This is a genomic window from Streptomyces profundus (assembly GCF_020740535.1).
GTDB lineage: Bacteria > Actinomycetota > Actinomycetes > Streptomycetales > Streptomycetaceae > Streptomyces > Streptomyces profundus.
The window spans coordinates 6861483-6877851 of the sequence record NZ_CP082362.1; the positions used below are offsets into that span (position 1 = coordinate 6861483).

Annotated in this window: 16 protein-coding genes; 4 read left to right on the forward strand and 12 right to left on the reverse strand. The window is 72.9% G+C overall.

What is annotated here, in order from left to right; all coding sequences use genetic code 11:
* Positions 1-45: 45 nt before the first annotated feature.
* Positions 46-579, reverse strand: coding sequence for a gluconokinase (locus tag K4G22_RS28805; RefSeq protein WP_228083390.1), 534 nt, complete (start codon positions 577-579; stop codon positions 46-48).
* A 146-nt stretch (positions 580-725) separates the two neighbouring features.
* Here K4G22_RS28805 and K4G22_RS28810 point away from each other — a divergent pair, with 146 nt between their 5' ends.
* Positions 726-1904, forward strand: coding sequence for an MBL fold metallo-hydrolase (locus tag K4G22_RS28810; protein WP_228083391.1), 1179 nt, complete (start codon positions 726-728; stop codon positions 1902-1904).
* A gap of 69 nt (positions 1905-1973) precedes the next feature.
* Here K4G22_RS28810 and K4G22_RS28815 read toward each other — a convergent pair whose 3' ends face one another.
* Genes K4G22_RS28815 through K4G22_RS28825 form a run of 3 tightly spaced genes read right to left on the reverse strand, consistent with a single transcriptional unit; the run spans position 1974 to position 3171 of the window.
* Positions 1974-2315, reverse strand: a complete 342-nt coding sequence (locus tag K4G22_RS28815) for a DUF3140 domain-containing protein (protein WP_228083392.1) — start codon at positions 2313-2315, stop codon at positions 1974-1976.
* Between the two features lie 30 nt (positions 2316-2345).
* On the reverse strand, positions 2346-2978 hold the full coding sequence (locus K4G22_RS28820; RefSeq protein WP_228083393.1) for an HhH-GDP family DNA glycosylase: 633 nt from the start codon (positions 2976-2978) through the stop codon (positions 2346-2348).
* A 22-nt stretch (positions 2979-3000) separates the two neighbouring features.
* A complete protein-coding gene (locus K4G22_RS28825) occupies positions 3001-3171 on the reverse strand; it encodes a hypothetical protein (RefSeq protein WP_228083394.1) in 171 nt (56 codons plus the stop codon).
* 135 nt (positions 3172-3306) lie between these two features.
* On the opposite strand from K4G22_RS28825, the gene K4G22_RS28830 reads away from it, so the two are divergent.
* Complete coding sequence (locus K4G22_RS28830; RefSeq protein WP_228083395.1) at positions 3307-3813, forward strand: SET domain-containing protein; 507 nt, start codon at positions 3307-3309, stop codon at positions 3811-3813.
* A gap of 54 nt (positions 3814-3867) precedes the next feature.
* Here K4G22_RS28830 and yicI read toward each other — a convergent pair whose 3' ends face one another.
* The 7 genes from yicI to K4G22_RS28865 all read right to left on the reverse strand — a co-directional run bounded on the left by yicI (position 3868) and on the right by K4G22_RS28865 (position 13444).
* A complete protein-coding gene (gene yicI, locus K4G22_RS28835) occupies positions 3868-6162 on the reverse strand; it encodes an alpha-xylosidase (protein WP_228083396.1) in 2295 nt (764 codons plus the stop codon).
* The gene (locus K4G22_RS28840; protein ID WP_228083397.1) at positions 6159-7634 is read right to left on the reverse strand and encodes a GH1 family beta-glucosidase; all 1476 of its coding nucleotides are present in this window, start codon (positions 7632-7634) and stop codon (positions 6159-6161) included. Before K4G22_RS28840 ends, yicI begins: the two co-directional genes overlap by 4 nt.
* Before the next feature lie 56 nt (positions 7635-7690).
* Entirely contained in the window at positions 7691-8536 is an 846-nt protein-coding gene (locus tag K4G22_RS28845) for a carbohydrate ABC transporter permease (RefSeq protein ID WP_228083398.1), read from the reverse strand.
* 7 nt (positions 8537-8543) lie between these two features.
* Positions 8544-9467 carry a carbohydrate ABC transporter permease gene (locus K4G22_RS28850; RefSeq protein WP_228083399.1) on the reverse strand — a complete coding sequence of 308 codons (924 nt, stop codon included), beginning with the start codon at positions 9465-9467 and terminating at the stop codon, positions 8544-8546.
* Positions 9464-10699 (reverse strand): ABC transporter substrate-binding protein, encoded by a 1236-nt coding sequence (locus tag K4G22_RS28855; RefSeq protein ID WP_228083400.1) that lies wholly within the window; start codon positions 10697-10699, stop codon positions 9464-9466. Before K4G22_RS28855 ends, K4G22_RS28850 begins: the two co-directional genes overlap by 4 nt.
* A gap of 57 nt (positions 10700-10756) precedes the next feature.
* On the reverse strand, positions 10757-11794 hold the full coding sequence (locus tag K4G22_RS28860) for a LacI family DNA-binding transcriptional regulator (RefSeq protein ID WP_228083401.1): 1038 nt from the start codon (positions 11792-11794) through the stop codon (positions 10757-10759).
* A gap of 336 nt (positions 11795-12130) precedes the next feature.
* On the reverse strand, positions 12131-13444 hold the full coding sequence (locus tag K4G22_RS28865) for an MFS transporter (RefSeq protein ID WP_228083402.1): 1314 nt from the start codon (positions 13442-13444) through the stop codon (positions 12131-12133).
* A 235-nt stretch (positions 13445-13679) separates the two neighbouring features.
* Between K4G22_RS28865 and K4G22_RS28870 the strand changes: the two genes are divergently transcribed.
* Entirely contained in the window at positions 13680-14660 is a 981-nt protein-coding gene (locus tag K4G22_RS28870) for a nucleotidyltransferase domain-containing protein (RefSeq protein WP_228083403.1), read from the forward strand.
* A gap of 40 nt (positions 14661-14700) precedes the next feature.
* Complete coding sequence (locus tag K4G22_RS28875; RefSeq protein ID WP_228083404.1) at positions 14701-15600, forward strand: aminoglycoside phosphotransferase family protein; 900 nt, start codon at positions 14701-14703, stop codon at positions 15598-15600.
* A 34-nt stretch (positions 15601-15634) separates the two neighbouring features.
* Here the strand turns inward: K4G22_RS28875 and bioD are convergent, their stop codons facing one another.
* Positions 15635-16351, reverse strand: coding sequence for a dethiobiotin synthase (gene bioD / locus K4G22_RS28880; protein WP_228083405.1), 717 nt, complete (start codon positions 16349-16351; stop codon positions 15635-15637).
* Positions 16352-16369 lie beyond the last annotated feature (18 nt).

Here is a 16369-nt window from a genome sequence, read left to right on the forward strand (position 1 = left end):
CCGCGTGGCGCCCCCCGCTGCACCCGGGGCCGCGCCACGCGGGCGTCAACCTCTCTCCCCGGAGCCCTGGGACACGTCGCCGGTCAGGGCGTCGACGGCCAGCGTCACCAACCGTTCGGGGCCAGGGGCGACATCGAGGACCAGACCCCGCTCGTCGTCGCCCAGCGGCTCCAGGGCCGCCAGTTGGGTGTGCAGGAGCGAGGGCGGCATGAAGTGGTCCGTGCGCCGCTCGATGCGCTCGCCGACCAGCTCCGTCGAGCCGGACAGATGCAGGAAGAAGACGTCCGGGTCGGCCTCGCGCAGCAGATCGCGGTACTTCCGCTTGAGCGCGGAGCAGGTCACCACCCCGCCCTCGCCGGTGCGCACCCGCTCGCCCAGCCAGACGCCTATGGACCTGAGCCACGGGAGGCGGTCCTCGTCGGTCAGCGGGACGCCGTCGGACATCTTGGCGACGTTCGCCTCGGAGTGGAAGTCGTCGGCCTCGGCGAAGGGCACCGCGAGACGCCCGGCCAACGGCCGCGCCACGGTGGTCTTGCCCACACCCGATACACCCATCACGACCACGGTGGAGAAAGCCATGCCCCCTACTATCTGACCAGGGCGGCGATAAGCCAAGTACGGTCCGCCGGTCGGTTCCGGGAGCCAGGGCCGGCGGTCGGTCGGGCCCCGGGGAATGTCAGTGGCATCAACTAGGGTTGCTCCGTACACGCGTTCCGGAGGTTCCCGTGCCTGAGCCAGCTTCCCGTCCCACCTCTTCGCCCTTCGCCCGGCTGCGCCCCGCCGCCTTCGGCGCCCCGCCGGCGGGCGAGCGGCTGGCCCGCATCACGCGCTCCCCGCAGTACCGGGACGGCGCCTTCCGCAACGGCCGCCCGGTGGCGATGGCCAGCCCCCGGCAGATCCCACAGATGGTGTGGGCCATGGCCCGCTCCGCCGACCGGCCGCGCCGCCGCCCCGCCCAGCAGCCGCCGCTGGCCCGCCCCGGCTGGCTGGACTCCACGGCGCCGCCCGCCTCCGGCCTCCGGCTCACCTGGCTGGGGCACGCCAGCGTGCTGGCCGAGATCGACGGCCATCGGGTGCTCTTCGATCCGGTCTTCGGCGAGCGCTGCTCGCCGTTCTCCTTCGCGGGCCCGCGCCGGCTGCACCCCTCTCCGGTCGCGCTCGACCGGATCGGCCCGGTGGACGCGGTGGTCATCTCCCACGACCACTACGACCACCTGGATCTGCCCACGGTGCGGGCGCTGATCGCCGGGGACGCGCTCTTCGCCGTCCCCCTCGGCGTCGGCGCCCACCTGGAGCACTGGGGCGTGCCGGCCGCCAGGATCGTCGAGCTGGACTGGCACGAGTCGACCCGGGTCGGCGCCCTGACGCTGACCGCGGAGCCGGGCCAACACTTCTGCGGGCGGGGCCTGTTCGGCCGCTTCCAGACGCTCTGGGCGTCCTGGGTGGTCGCGGGCCCCGAGCATCGGATCTACCACAGCGGCGACACCGGCTACTTCCCCGGCTTCGCCGAGACCGGCCGGGCACACGGCCCGTTCGACGCCACCATGATGCAGATAGGCGCCTACAGCGAGCGGTTCTGGCCCGATATCCACATGACGCCGGAGGAGGGCGTGCGCGCCCATCTCGATCTCGCCGCCGGCCAGGAGCCTGGGGTGCTCCTCCCCATCCACTGGGGCACGTTCAACCTCGGCCCGCACGCCTGGGACGAGCCAGCCGAGCGGACGGTGGTCGCGGCCGAGGAGAGCGGGGTGCCGCTGGCCGCGCCCCGCCCGGGGGAGTCGTTCGAGCCGTCGGGGGAGCTGCCCTCCGCGCCCTGGTGGCGGCCCTTCGCCCGTCCGGTGCCCCAGCCCCGCCGCCGTCCGAGCGCCCCGCCCCTGGGGGAGGCCAAGCCGGTCGACGGTTGACACACCGAGCGGTGGCCCCGCCCCTCCTCCCGGCGCTCCCCTGGTTCTCCGGGTTCTCCGGGTTCCGCCTCAGCCGGCCCGCAGCGGGTCGTGCCCCAGGGACATCAGCTGGTAGCGCCAGTCCGGCTCGGGCCGGGTCTCCCGGGGCCCGGCGTCCCGTTCGCTGCTGACGGTCTCCACCACCTCGCGCATCAGGTCGATGTCCGCGTCGGTGAGGTCCATCTGCCGCTTGCGCAGGATGGAGAGCACCCCGCGCCCCCGCTCGGGGCCCGCCCGGTCGGGGAACCGCTCGGCGTCCTCGCCGGCGCCGCTCACCCGCAGCCAGGCGGCCAGCTCCTGCGAGGTCATGTTCACCGCGTTGTGGAAGTCCGACCACAGCGCGTCCATCTCGAAAGCCTCGGCATCCGTCATGATTCCGCCTCCAGGACCGGTCGTGCGAGGTCAGGCGTGGGCCAGTTCGGTCACATCCCTGGCGAGGCCCTTGTCGAGGGAGACCCGGACCAGGCCGGCCGTCAGCCGGGGCACGTCGCCGCGCCGCACCAGCCGGGAGAGCGCCTTGGCGGAGCGGGGCAGACCCACCCGGCTCGCGCCCTCCTTGGTCCGGCCGTCGACATAGGGGGCGTACTCGGGCCAGACGGCCTGCGCCTCGCGCAGGAAGATGTCCACGCCCGTCGGTCCGATGCCGGGGAACTCCCGCAGCCGCCCGGGCGCCTCCGCCCGCAGCCGTCGCAGGTCACCGCCGTGGCGGTCGAGCAACAGCTCCGCGGCGTCCCCGAGTTGGGTGGCGGTCCGCTCGTCGTAGCGGCGGTAGTGGCCCACGCCCAGCGCGTCGACGCGCCGCTGCCAGCTGGCGTCCGCCATGGCGCGCGGGGTCCGCATGCCCGCGTCGAAGAGCGCACGCGCCGCGGCCACCGCCACATCGGCCTTGATCCGGGCCGACAGCAGATGGGCCAGCACCAGCGTCTGATAGAGCGGCGCCGGGGTGTCGCGCAGCCGGATGCCGGCCTGCGCCGCGTAGGTCTGCCCACAGCGTTCGAGCAGCGCCCGCGCCGTGCGTTCGGTCCTGGTGGTCATCCCGCCTCGCCTCCTCGACCCGTCAGTCCGTCTCCGGGAGCTGCTCGCCGAACACGGCGCGTTCCGGGACGGACCCGATGGCGCGTTCCGGCGCGCGCTCCTCCAGCGGAAGCGTCCGCTCATGACCGGGACGCCCGCCCCTGGTCGGCTGGGTGGGTTCGGATTCCAAGGTCGTCTTGGCTGATTCCGCCATCTCTTATCACCTCGGCACTGGCGGGTTCCCGGTGCCGGGCACCTGAAACCCCCCCCGTAGCCGGACCGAACGGCCATCCGGACCCCGGGGCCCCAGCGAGAGAACCCGAGAGAACCCGAGAGTAGGAGAGCACCGATGCGAACCGAGGACGTCCCCACCCGCTGCTGGCTCAGCCCGGCGGCCGAGGTGCGGCCCTCGCCGATCGAGGGCAGCGGGCTCTTCGCCCGCGCGCCGATCCCGGCCGGAGCGGTGGTGCTGCGGCTGGGCGGCCGGCTGGTCGACACCGCCGAACTGGCCACCCTGGCCCGCCACAACAGCCTCTCCGTCGGCCCCGACCAGCATCTGCTGCTGCCCGACGACCACCCGGTGCGGTTCGGCAACCACTCCTGCGCGCCCACCCTGTGGCACCTGGACGCCCGCACCGTGGTGGCCCGCCGGGACATCGCGGCCGACGAGGAGCTGACGCTCGACTACGCCACCCTCACCGGAGTGCCGGAGTGGACCATGGACTGCCGCTGCGGGAGCCCGAGCTGCCGGGGGCGGGCCACCGGCGAGGACTGGCGGCTCCCCGAGCTGCGCGCCGCCTACGGCCGGCACTGGACCCCGCCGCTGCTGGCCCGCATCGACGCGGACCAGTCCTGACAGCCCCGTGCGGTCCCGGCCCGGTGAGGGCCAGGACCGCACGGGAAGCCGGCGTCAGTCGGCCACCGGCAGCGTCAGCGTCCCGGTGCCCGCCGCGGCCCGCACCGGCTCGGCGTACCCGTCGGGCCCCGCCAGCACCACCGACCACGGCCCGTCGGCGCCCTCGGCCGTCACCGTCAGCTCGGCGCCCCGGCGCCTGGTGCGGAAGGTGGCACCCGCGCCTCCGCCGGGCGCCGGCACCCGGGTGACCACCTCGGCGCCGTCGACCGGGGCGTGCACCCGCAGGGTCACCCCGTTCACCCAGTCGCCGTCCACCCGGTCGTCCTCGGCGCCGAACGGGATCACCGAGCCCGGCCTGGCCAGCAGCGGCAGGCTCTCGAAGCCGAACCGCTCCCGGCGCCAGCCGGGTCCGGTGACCTCGGCGCCGGTCAGCAGATGCGTCCAACGCCCCTCGGGGACGTAGTAGTCGACCAGCCCTTCCTCGCTGAACACCGGCGCGACCAGCAGGTCGTCGCCCAGCATGTACTGGCGGTCCAGCGGGTGGCAGGCCGGGTCGTCGGGGAACTCCAGCACCATCGCGCGCATCACGGGGGTGCCCTGCTCTTTCGCCTGCTCGCCGGCGCGGTAGAGATACGGCATCAGCCGGTGCTTGAGCCGGGTGAAGTACCTGGTGACCTCGACGGCCTCGTCGTCGTAGTTCCACGGCACCCGGTAGGAGCCGCTGCCGTGCAGCCGGCTGTGCGAGGAGAGCAGCCCGAACTGGACCCACCGCTTGAAGACCGCCGGCGTCGGCGTGCCCTCGAAGCCGCCGATGTCATGGCTCCAGAAGCCGAAGCCGCTCAGCCCCAACGAAAGACCGCCGCGCAGCGATTCGGCCATCGCCTCGAACGTCGACTCGCAGTCGCCGCCCCAGTGCACGGGGAACTGCTGGCCGCCGGCCGTCGCGGAGCGGGCGAACAGCACCGCCTCGCCCTCGCCGCGCTTCTCCTGGAGCACCCGGAAGACGGTCTCGTTGTAGAGCTGGGTGTAGTAGTTGTGCATCCGCTCCGGATCGGAGCCGTCGTGCCACACCACATCGGTGGGCACCCGCTCCCCGAAGTCCGTCTTGAAGCAGTCCACGCCCTGGTCCAGCAGACCGCGCAGCTTCCCGGCGTACCACTCCCTGGCGTCGGGGTTGGTGAAGTCCACCAGTGCCATGCCGGCCTGCCACATGTCCCACTGCCAGACGTCCCCGTTCGGGCGGCGCACCAGATGGCCGAGACGCCTGCCCTCCTCGAACAGGGGCGACTTCTGCGCGATATACGGGTTGAGCCACACCGAGACGCGCAGCCCACGCTCCCGCAGCCGGCGCAGCATGCCCTCCGGGTCCGGGAAGACGTCCGGGTCCCAGACGAAGTCGCACCACTGGTACTGCCGCATCCAGAAGCAGTCGAAGTGGAAGACGCTCAGCGGGATGTCCCGCTCCGCCATGCCGCCGACGAAGCGGCCCACGGTGCCCTCGTCGTAGTCGGTGGTGAAGGACGTGGACAGCCACAGGCCGAACGACCACGCCGGCGGCAGCGCCGGGCGTCCGGTCAGCGCGGTGAAGCGGTCCAGGATCTCCTTGGGCGTGGGCCCGTAGATCACGTAGTACTCCAGCGTCTGGTCCTCGACGCTGAACTGCACCTGGCCGACGGCCTCCGAGGCGATCTCGTAGGAGACCAGACCCGGGTGGTTGACGAAGACGCCGTAGCCCTGGTTGGTGAGATAGAACGGGACGTTCTTGTACGCCTGTTCGCTCGCCGTGCCGCCGTCCGCCTGCCAGATGTCGACGGTCTGCCCGTTCTTGGTGAACGGTGTGAAGCGCTCACCGAGGCCGTAGACCAACTCTCCGATGCCCAGGTCGAGTTGGGCCACCGAGTGGTGATGGTCGGGATCGGTGACATAGCCGGTTCCGCGTTTCCCCGCCGAGGTGAGGGTGCGGCCTTCGGCCTGGAAGTCCAGCCGCCATGGCTCCTCGGTGTCCACCCGCAACGCCAGCGGCCCGCTGGTGAGTTCCACGGTGCTGCCGGCGGTGCGGGTCTTGGCGCTGTGGCCGTCGGCCGAGGCCAACGCGAAGTGCGGCCCCCGGTCGACCGCGCCGGCGTGGTGGGTGGAGCGCACCCCGATCACGCCCTCGGCCGGCGAGAAGCACTCCACCGTCAGCAGGGGGCTGTTGAGGGTGCCGCCCCGGCTCTGCCCGGCCTGTGCCGGACGCACCGAGCCGTAGAGGGTGAGCCGGTCCTCGTCGATCCGGGCCTCGGCGACCCGCGTGGCGAACGTGGCCCGCACCCCGTCCCTGATCAGCCAGTAACCGTCGGTGAACTTCACGGTGTTCGGGTCTCCTCTTCCTGTTGGCCGTCCCCGGCTTCCTGTTGACCGGGCCCCTCGGCGTGGGTGCGCCGATGGTCGCGGATCATGTCCTGGTACCAGCGGTAGCTGTCCTTGGGCAGCCGCTCCAAGGTGTCGTAGTCGACCCGGACGATGCCGAAGCGCTTGTCGTAGCCGAAGGCCCACTCGAAGTTGTCGAGCAGCGACCAGACGTAGTAGCCCCGCACGTCCACCCCCGCCCGCACGGCATCGGCCAGGGCGGCGAGGTGGTCCCGCAGATAGGCCACCCGGTCCGCGTCGTGCACCTGGCCGTCCTCGGCCACGGTGTCCGCCTCCGCCGAGCCGTTCTCGGTGATGTACAGCGGCGGCAGCCCCGGGTAGCGCTCGACCAACTCGACCAGCAGGTCGGTGAACGCCTCCGGCACCACCGGCCAGCCCATCGTGGTGTGCCGCACATCGTCCCGCCAGCTCTCCACGGCGCCGATGTCCACGGCGGTGCGCCGCGCCACGTCCGGCTCCCGGCGCGGTGCCGCCGCGATGGTGATCGGCCGGTAGTAGTTGACGCCGACGAAGTCCAACGGGGCGCCGATCAGCTCCAGATCCCCGTCCGCCCGGTAGGAGCCGTCCGCCAACTCGCCCCAGGTCTCCGCCTCGTGCTCCGGGTAGCGGCCGGCGAACAGCGGGTCGAACCACACCGCGTTGTGCAGGGTGTCGGCGCGCCGCACCGCCGCCAGATCGGCCGCCGAGTCGCTGGCCGGCAGCAGCCGGTCCGGGTTGAGCGTGATGCCCACCTCGCTCCGACCCGCCGCCCGCAACGCCCGCAGCGCCAGACCATGGCCCACCAGCAGATGGTGGGCCGCCGCCAGCGCGCCCCGCCCCTCCTGGGCGCCGGGCGCGTGCCGGCCGATGGCGTAGCCGACGAAGGAGGCGCAGAACGGCTCGTTCAACGTGATCCAGCGGCCGATCCGGTCGCCGAGTCGCTCCGCGACCAGCGCGGTGTACTCACCGAACCGCTCGGCGGTCTCCCGCACCCGCCAGCCGCCCCGGTCCTCCAGGGCCTGCGGCAGATCCCAGTGGTAGAGCGTGGCCGCCGGCCGCACCCCGGCCGCCAACAGCTCGTCGACCAGCCGGTCGTAGAAGTCGAGCCCCTCGGCGTTGGCGGGGCCCTCGCCCGTCGGCTGGATCCGGGGCCAGGCGATCGAGAACCGGTAGTCGTCCACGCCGAGTTCGCGCAGCAGCGCCACGTCCTCCCGGTAGCGGTGGTAGTGGTCACACGCCACGTCGCCGGTCGCGCCACCGGCCACCTTGCCCGGCTGGCGGGAGTAGGTGTCCCAGATGGAGGGGCCACGACCGCCCACGTCGTGGGCGCCCTCGACCTGGTAGCTCGCGGTCGCGGCGCCGAAGGCGAAGCCACGGGGGAACGTGGGGAACTCGGGGAAGTCTGTCGTCTCTGGACTGGTCGAACTCGTCATCGGTGCTTCAGACCCTCTGTTGTGCGGTGTCCTACGGTCGGTCGTCGCGGAGGCGCTCACTTGATGGAGCCACCGGCGATCCCGGCGGCGATGTACTTCTGCGCGACGACCAGCAGTATCGCCGCCGGGATCGCCGACAACACGGCGGTGGCCATCACCGCGCCCCAGTCGCTCACATGCGCCCCGATGAACTGGTAGATCCCCAGCGTCACCGGCTTCACGTCGTCCGTGGTGTTCAGCGTCAGCGCGAAGATGAAGTCGGCCCAGGCGAAGAGGAACGCGAAGAGACCCGAGGTGATCAGCGCGTTCCTGCTCATCGGCAGCACGATCCGGACGAACGCGGTGAACCGGTTGGCGCCGTCCACCATGGCCGCCTCCACGACCTCGCTGGGGATGGACACCATGAACGCCCGCAGCAGCACGATCGCGAACGGCAGCCCCAGCGAGGCGTCCGCCAGGATCAGCCCCAGATACGAGTTGACGAGCCCCAGCTCCGCGTAGGCGCTGTAGAGCGCGTTGGCCACCACGATCCCCGGCACCATCTGGGTGATCAGGGTGCCGAAGACGATGCCCCGGCCACCGCGCAGCCCGAACTGCGCCAGCCCGTAGGCGGCCGGCGCGGCGAGGGCCAGACACACCACCACCGCGCCCAGCGCCACCACCAGGCTGGTGACCAGCGAACCCCCCTGAGTGTCCAGCGCCGCCCGGAAGTTGTCGAAACTCGGCGAGGTCGGGATCAGATCCACCGAGGCGATGCTCGAATGCGGCTGTAGCGCCGTGCTGACCATCCAGTACACCGGGAACAGCATCACGGCCAGGATCAGCAGCGCCAGCGCGGTGTTCCCCCACCGCCGCACGCCCGCCGCGGCTGTCTCCCGCCTCGGCTGCCTCAACTGCTTCATGGTCGCCTCACCTTCCCCGTCCGACGTCCGAGCGGTTGACCCGCAGATAGAGCAGGGCGAAGACGGCGCTGATCAGGATCAGGACATTGCCCACCACGGCGCCCTGGCCGAAGTCGAGCTGCATGAAAGAGAGTTGATAGGTGAGGGTGCCCAGGGTCTGGGTGGAGTCGGCCGGGCCGCCGCCGGTCAGCGCCAGGATCAGATCCAGGATCTTGATGGTGGACATGAAGCCCAGCACCAACACCACCGTCACCACCGGACGCAACATCGGCAACGTCACGCTCCGGAACGTCCGCCAGGGCCCCGCCCCGTCCAGCGCCGCCGCCTCGTACAGCTCCTTCGGTATCTCCTGTAGACCGCCGTAGAGGATCACCATGTTGAACGGGATGCCGATCCAGATGTTGACCAGGATCGCCGACAGCAGCGCCACGCTGGGGCTGGAGAGCCACGGCACGCCGTCAGCCGAGAGGCCCACCAGCTCAAGGAAGCTGTTGAGCACCCCGTGGTCCTCGTCCATGATCCGGCGCCAGACCACAGCCGACACCACCATGGGCACCAGCCACGGCAGCAGCAGCACCGCGCGGATCACCCCGGAGAGGTGAAAGCGCCGGGAGAAGAACACCGCGAGCGCCAGCCCGATGGTGAACTGCCCCACCAGCGACCCCACGGTGAAGAGGATCGTCTGCCAGAACGCGTCCCCCAACAGCGGGTTGTCGAAGACCGCCCGCCAGTTCTCCAGGCCGTTGAACGGGGACTCCCCGGTGAAGTAGGTGGTCGGCGTGAACTCCTGAAAGCTCATCAGCACGTTCCGCACCAGCGGATAGCCGAAGAAGGCCACCAGATAGAGCAGCGCCGGCAGGACGAACAGCCACTGGTAGAGCCGGCGCCGTCCCGCGCCCCGGCGCGCCCGCTGGCTCGTGTCGGCGCTCACTCGTCGTCCCCCGCCTGCCGCTGGGCCTGCCGCAGCGCGTCCTCGGGGGAGGCACGTCCGGTCAGCACCGACTGGAACGCGCCGGACAGCGCGTCCCCGATCACGGGCCAACGGGTGCCGACCCGCTCGGTGCGCGACCGCGCCGTCTCCACCAGATCGGCGAACGGCGCCAGCTCCGGGTTCTGCTCCCGGTACGTCGCCGCCGCGTGTCGGTCGGTGGGCACGTTGTTCACCCGCTCGCCCCAGGCCAGCTGGTTCTCCTCGGAGTTGAGGCACTCCAGGACGCGGCCCGCGTTGCGCTCCCGCTCCGGATCGTCGTTCTTGGGCACGGTCATCACCGTGCCGCCGATCGGCGGCACCGGATCCTGGCCCGCCTCCGGCACCGGGATGCTCGCCACCGCCCAGTCCACCTCGTCCTGCGCGCTGAGCACCGGCACCTGCCAGGGCCCGTTGATCATCATCGCGGCCCGGCCCGAGACGAACTGGTCGTTGACGTCCTGCTGGTTCCAGTTGACCACCGAACGCGAACTCGACCCCGCGTCCACCAGGTCCTTCCACAGCTGGAGCGCCGAGGCCCCGGCCCCCTCGTCCAACCGCGCCTCGTCGCCGCCGGCCGACCAGAAGAACGGCAGGAACTGGTAGACGCCGTCCGCGTTGGGGCTGGCGCTGAAGGCCATGCCATAGGTGTCGCCCTGGGTCAGCTCCGCCGCGCTCTCCCGCAACTCGTCCCAGGTGGTGGGCGGTTCGAGCCCGGCATCGGCCAGCAGCTCGGTGTTGTAGATCAACGCGAGGGAGTTGACCGAACGGGCCACCCCGTACCGCACCCCGTCGTAGGAGCCGAGCGAGATCGAACTGTCCGAGAACCGCTCGTCGCCCACCCCGACCTCGTCGATCGGGCGCAGCCCGCCGGTCTCGGCGAACTGCGGCAGCTCCGAGCCGTCCAGCTCCAGGATGTCGGTCAGCGAGTCCGACGAGGCCATCCGCAGCGCCTTGGAAGCGACCTGGTCGGCTGGCACGCTGATCTGCTCGATCCTCAGGCCCAACGGCTCGGCGCAGCGTTCGAAGAACTCCTGGTTCGCCTCGTGTTCGGCGGTGTCGGTGGCCGAGTTGAGCACCGTCACCGTGTCCGGATCGGGCTCGGCCGCGCACCCGCCGAGCCCCGCGGCCAGCGTGGCGGTCGCCACGGCCAGCACGGCGGCGGACGACGGGGTGCGCCCGGTTCTACGTTGCATGATGTCCCGCGCTTTCGTTCACGGTTCCTGCGGCTCGACTTCTTCTTCCCGGCCCGCTCAGTCGGGGGCGGCGCCCGGCGGAGCGAGGGTCGGGCCCTCGGCCATCCGAGGGGGGATCAGCTGGTGTCGGGGAGCGGGCTCTCCCGAGGGGGGATCGATCGCCCCGACCACCAGGCGCACCACCGCGTCCGCCATCCGCCCGACCGGCAGATCGATGCGCGGCAGCGGCGCGGACAGCGGCCCGGGCTCGTCGGGCAGGCTGCCCACCAGCACCACGGCCAGATCGTCCGGGATCCGCAGCCCGAGCGCGGCGACCTCCGCCAGCAGCGGCGCCAGCGGGATCAGATGCTGTACCAGCAGCGCGGTCGGCCGGGGCACCGAGGTCAACGCCTCCCGCAGCCGGGCGCGCAGCACGTCGGGATCGTTGGACGACCGGCGCACCAGCACCTCGGCCCCCGTCTCCCTGGCGGCGGCCTCGGCCCCGGCCCGGCCGCGCAGCGCGTAGCCACGCCGGGCGTGGAACTCGTGGTCGGCCGACGCCCAGAAGAGGACGCGGCGATGCCCGGCGGACACCGCCTCGCGCACCGCGAGCGCGACCGCCGCCCGCCAGTCCAGATCCACCCAGGGCGGCTGGTCCTCGTCCCGCTCGGAGCCGTGGCCGACCATGGCCGTCGGGAACCCCAGGGCCCGCAGCGTCTCGATCCTGGGATCCTCCTCGCGCACCGCCATCAGCACGGCGCCGTCGGCGAGCCCGCTGCGGGCGATCCGCTCCAGCCCCCGCACGCCGTCGGGGTCGGTCATCATCAGCACGTCATAGCCGTGGCCTCGGGCGACGTCGCTGATGTCCACGGCGAACCGGCCGTCCACGGCCCGGTACTTGCCCGGCTCCCTGGGCACGGCCAGCACCAGCACCTCGCTGCGGGAGCGCCGCAGCGTCCGCGCCGAGGCGCGGGGGTGGTACCCCAGCTCGGCGATGGCGGCGCGCACGGCCTCCGCGGTCTCGTCCGAGATCTTGCGCGAGCCGCTGAGCACGTAGGACACCGTGCTGGGCGCGACACCCGCGTGCCGGGCCACGTCCTTGATGGTGACCACCACGTGCCCTCCCTCGGGACCTTCCATCGAACGAATCGAATCGATTCGATTAGCAAACCTGACGGGGATCCTAGGCAGCGGGATGCCCAGGGGGCAAGACGTCCCGAGGACAATTCCGTCGGTGGTGGTGGGACAGGTGGCCTGAGGCGACGGTTCCGGGGCCGGCGTTCGGAGGGGTCCGGCGTGTGGTCGTGGCCCTGCTCGGGGGAGTCGGCGAGCGGCGACGGGTCGGCGCCGCCGTGGGTGTCGAACGTCGGGGGCCGTGGCGACTGACCGTCCATCAGCCGGTGCCGCGCCTCTCATGCACGGCTTCACGCGGGGTCTCGGTGGTTCGGTCGGCTATCCGGCCGCGTCGCCCGCACGGTTCGGGTCGCCGTCGTTGTCGCCCGCGGAGGGCCCCGCACCGTCGGGGTCGCTGTCCGCGCGGCCCGCGTAGGGCCCCGCGACGGGGGTGGAGCGGGAGCGGGGCGTTGGGCGGACCGCGTGGGCGACGCCGCCGGCGATCAGGACCATGAGCAGCACCGCGACCATCGCGTTGCGCAGCCCGAACTCCTCGCCGAGGAAGCCCAACGCCGGCGGGCCCACCAGGAACGCGAAGTAGCCCGTGGTGGCCACGGCGCTGACCCGGGCCGCCGCGCCCGCCGGGTCGTCGCCGGCCGCCGAGATCGCCACGGGGAAGCCCAGCGAGGCGCCAAGTCCCCAGAAGAGCACGCCGACCGCCGCCAGCGCGGGGGCCGGTGCGAAGACCACGCCGAGGATGCCGACGACGGCGAGCCCGGCGCTCACCCGCATCACCGGGACCCGGCCGAAGCGGGTGAGGAAGAACTGGCCGCTGAACCGGCCCACCGTCATCGACGCCGCGAAGACCGTGAACACCACGGAGCCGGCCACCTCGTCGAGGTCGTAGCCGTCGACCATGATCAGGGGCAGCCAGTCGTTGGCGGATCCCTCGGCCAGCGCCATGCCCAGCACGATGAGGCCCAGCAGCACCACCCGGTGCTCGCGCCACACCGCCATGCGCGCCCGGAAGCCGCCGGTCCGGCCCTCGGCGGAGCTCGGACCGTCCTGGCCGGTGTCGACCGGCATCCGTCCGCGCGCCCACAGCACACCGCCGGCGACCAGCAGCATCACCAGCAGCAGATGCCACATCACGGGGAAGTCGATCGAGGTCAGGCCGATGCCGACGGCCGCGCCCAGGACCGTGCCGCCGCTGAAGCAGCCGTGCAGCGCCGGCATCACCGGCCGTCCCATGACCCGTTCGACGGCGGCGCCCTCGATGTTGACGGCTATCTCCTGGAGGCCGGTGCCGCAGCCGAAGAAGGCGAGGCCGAGAAAGACCACCGGGCCCGTGCCCAGGCCGGCGCCCACGGCCAGGACGGTGAGGCCGAGGGCGATCGAGGAGCCGCCCAGCGTCGCCACCCAGCGGCCCCCGCGCCGGGCGACCAGGGCGCCGGAGGAGAGGACGCCCAGCATCGAGCCGATGGAGAGGCCGAAGAGGATCAGTCCCATGCCGGCCGTGGAGGTGTCCACGGCGTCTCTGATGGCGGGGGTCCGGGTCACCCAGGAGGCCAGGGCGAACCCGGGGGTCAGGAAGAGGGCGAACAGCGCGGCGCGCCAGCGCCGGACGAGGGGGTCGACTGCCGCTTGTGGCATGGGGGTTGGCGCTCTCTCTGGTCTGTGGCGGCAGCTGCCGTGGGCGCGGGGGTGACGACCGGTGTCGATCTCCGGTCGACGTTCCGGCGGGTCAGGTCAAAGAATGTGTGATCAAACGCTTAAGGAACGGTCGCATGGGACGATATCCACCGGCCATGGGGTATCGCCAGGTTTGTCGATCACCCTTGGTCATGCGTGCCGGCGTCGCCGGCACGCCGGGATTCGGGAGTGCTGGATGTCATCGGTGGCGGTGTCCCCGCGGTGGCGGGCCCTGTTGGACGAGCGGCTGGCGGAGGCGACGTCCCGGCTCTGCGCGATCCCCGGGGTGCGCGGGGTGATCGTCGGCGGCAGTCTGGGGCGGGACGAGCCGTGGCCGCTCTCCGATATCGACGTGCTGCCGGTCTACGAGCGGTCGACCGAGCCCGCCGGCGCCGTCGCGGAGCGCCAGGCCGAGCTGGTGGACTGGTGGGCCGCCTCCGGGCGGGCGCAGACGCTTGACCTCGGCTGGCTCGCCTTCACGGCGGACGAGCTGCGCGTCGCGCTGGCCGGCGGCCCGGCGCTGGTCGCCGAGCGAGTCGCCGCCGACGCCCGGTGGTCGCACGGCCTCAACAAGGCGTACGGCGGACGTTCCGGGCTGCCTGAGGACGGGCTGATCGGCGAGTTCACCGCGTTCGCCACCGAGGTCAGGTTCGCCCCCGTGGTCGTCGCCGCCCGGCTGGGGCACTGGCGGCGGGAGGCCCGCCGGCTGGCCGGCGAGGCGCGGTCCGCCGCCGCTCTGGATCCGGCCGGCGCCACCGTGTCGCTGCGCGAGACGGCGCGGGCGCTGCGGCTGGTCCTGGTGGAGGGCTGGGGCGAGCGGCTGGGCTCGATGGGCCGGGAGTGGACCCGGTTCGAGGCCATGGCCGACCGCCACGGGGAGCGTCGACGGGCCGACCTGATAGCGCGGTTGGCCGGCGCCGACCCGGCCGAAGCGGCCCGGCGCAGCCAGTTGGCGCCGCACTGGCTGCGGGAGCGGATCGATCTCGCGCTGGCCGCCCGCCTGGCGGTGGGGGAGCCGGTCGACGAGGCGCGCAACGCCCGGGACCAACTGGCGGCCTTCGCCGTCCACGTGTCCCGCCACCGCCCCGATCTGCACGGCGCCTGGACGGGCAGCCCCGATCCGGCACTACCCCAGCACCTCGACGAGCTCGCTGAGTTGGTCGCCGAGCTGTGCTGAACGCCCCCGCCGCCGTTCCCCACCGAACTAGGGTTGTGCGGTGAGCGCGGACAACATGCCGACCGCCGAGGTGTCGGTCTCCCCGGAGCTGGTGCGCCAGCTGCTGACCGACCAGCACCCCGACCTGGCCGAACGCGATGTCCAGGTGCTGGCCAACGGTTGGGACAACCTGGTCTGCCGGCTCGGCGGCGACCATCTGGTGCGGCTGCCCAGGCGGGCCGCGTCCGCCGGCCTGGTGGCGAACGAACAGCGCTGGCTGCCCGGACTCGCCGGCCGCCTTCCGCTGCCCGTTCCGGTACCGGTGCGCACCGGGCGTCCCGGCCGTGGATATCCCTGGTCCTGGAGCGTGTCGCCGTTTCTGCCCGGGGAGATCGCCGCCCGCACGCCGCCGGCCGATCCGGGAGCGACCGCGCTCGTTCTCGGCGGGTTTCTGGCGGCCCTGCACCTGCCGGCGCCGGCCGACGCCCCCGCCAACCCCTCGCGGGGGATCCCGCTCGCCGGGCGGGACGCCAGGGTGCGGTCCCAACTCCCCCACCTGGACGACCCGGTGGAACGGGCCACCGCGCTGCGGGTGTGGGAGAGCGCCACCGCCGCGCCCGAGTGGGCGGGACCCGCGCTGTGGCTGCACGGCGACCTGCATCCGGCGAACATCCTGGTGGAGCACGGCAGCGTCCGCTCCGTGATCGACTTCGGCGACATCACCGCGGGGGACCCGGCCACCGATCTCGCGGTGGCCTGGATGATCCTGCCCGCGGCGCGGCGGGGGGAGTTCCGGCACGCGTACGGCCGCGCCGACCACGACACCTGGGCGCGGGCACGCGGGTGGGCGCTGTCGCTGGCGCTGGTCTTCCTGGCCCACTCGGCCGACAACCCGCTGATGGCCGGCATCGGCCGCCGCACCCTGGACGCGGTGCTGGCGGACGATCCGGGTCCGCCGTAGCGACGCGGCGGGCGGACGGTCGCCGCGCGCGGCGTCAGGGGGAGTCGGCCAGCGTCGCCGGGTCCAGTCGGCCGCCGAGGGCCGGGGCGAGCCAGCGTGCCGACGCGGCCTGGAACGTGTCGGGCGGCAGTGCTCCCGCGCCGTCCGGCACCGCGCCGAGCAGCGGCGCGTCGGCCACGACCGGCAGGTCGCGCAGGTTGCAGCGGGCCGCGAGATCAGGTGCGGCCGGCCACCGGCCGATCACCAGGCCGGCGAGCGGCAGCGCGCGGGCGCGCAGCGCCTCGGCGGTCAGCGCCGTCAGGTTGAGGGTGCCAAGACGCGCCTCGACGACCACCAGCACCGGGGCGGCCAGCAGGGTGGCCGCGTCGGCCAGGGTGCCGCCCAGCGCGTCGAAGCGCACCAGCAGGCCGCCGGCGCCCTCGACCAGCACCAGATCGTGGTCCTCCGCCAACTCCTCGGCCGCCTTGGCCGTCTCGGCCGGGGTGACCGGCGGCAGCCCGGAGCGTTCCGCGGCGGTGGCCGGCGCCAACGGGTCCGGATAGCGGGCGAGTTCGCCGACGGTGAGCCGGCCGGCGAGCCGCGCGGTCTCGGCCGCGTCGCCCGGGGCGCGGGCCGGGAGCCCGGTCTGGGCCGGTTTGAGGACGGCGACCCGCTGCCCGTCCGCCAGCGCCCGCGCCGCGACGGCCGCGGTGACCACGGTCTTGCCGACCTCGGTGCCGGTGCCGGTGATCACCAGCACCCGTCCCCGCACCGGTCGTTCGTCTCGCGC

Excerpts from the sequence above, each read along its gene's own strand:
- K4G22_RS28805 (WP_228083390.1), bottom strand. The coding sequence starts at position 579 with ATGGCTTTCTCCACCGTGGTCGTGATGGGTGTATCGGGTGTGGGCAAG.
- K4G22_RS28815 (WP_228083392.1), bottom strand. The coding sequence starts at position 2,315 with ATGACGGATGCCGAGGCTTTCGAGATGGACGCGCTGTGGTCGGACTTC.
- K4G22_RS28820 (WP_228083393.1), bottom strand. The coding sequence starts at position 2,978 with ATGACCACCAGGACCGAACGCACGGCGCGGGCGCTGCTCGAACGCTGT.
- K4G22_RS28825 (WP_228083394.1), bottom strand. The coding sequence starts at position 3,171 with ATGGCGGAATCAGCCAAGACGACCTTGGAATCCGAACCCACCCAGCCG.
- K4G22_RS28830 (WP_228083395.1), top strand. The coding sequence starts at position 3,307 with ATGCGAACCGAGGACGTCCCCACCCGCTGCTGGCTCAGCCCGGCGGCC.
- K4G22_RS28840 (WP_228083397.1), bottom strand. The coding sequence starts at position 7,634 with ATGACGAGTTCGACCAGTCCAGAGACGACAGACTTCCCCGAGTTCCCC.
- K4G22_RS28845 (WP_228083398.1), bottom strand. The coding sequence starts at position 8,536 with ATGAAGCAGTTGAGGCAGCCGAGGCGGGAGACAGCCGCGGCGGGCGTG.
- K4G22_RS28855 (WP_228083400.1), bottom strand. The coding sequence starts at position 10,699 with ATGCAACGTAGAACCGGGCGCACCCCGTCGTCCGCCGCCGTGCTGGCC.
- K4G22_RS28865 (WP_228083402.1), bottom strand. The coding sequence starts at position 13,444 with ATGCCACAAGCGGCAGTCGACCCCCTCGTCCGGCGCTGGCGCGCCGCG.
- K4G22_RS28870 (WP_228083403.1), top strand. The coding sequence starts at position 13,680 with ATGTCATCGGTGGCGGTGTCCCCGCGGTGGCGGGCCCTGTTGGACGAG.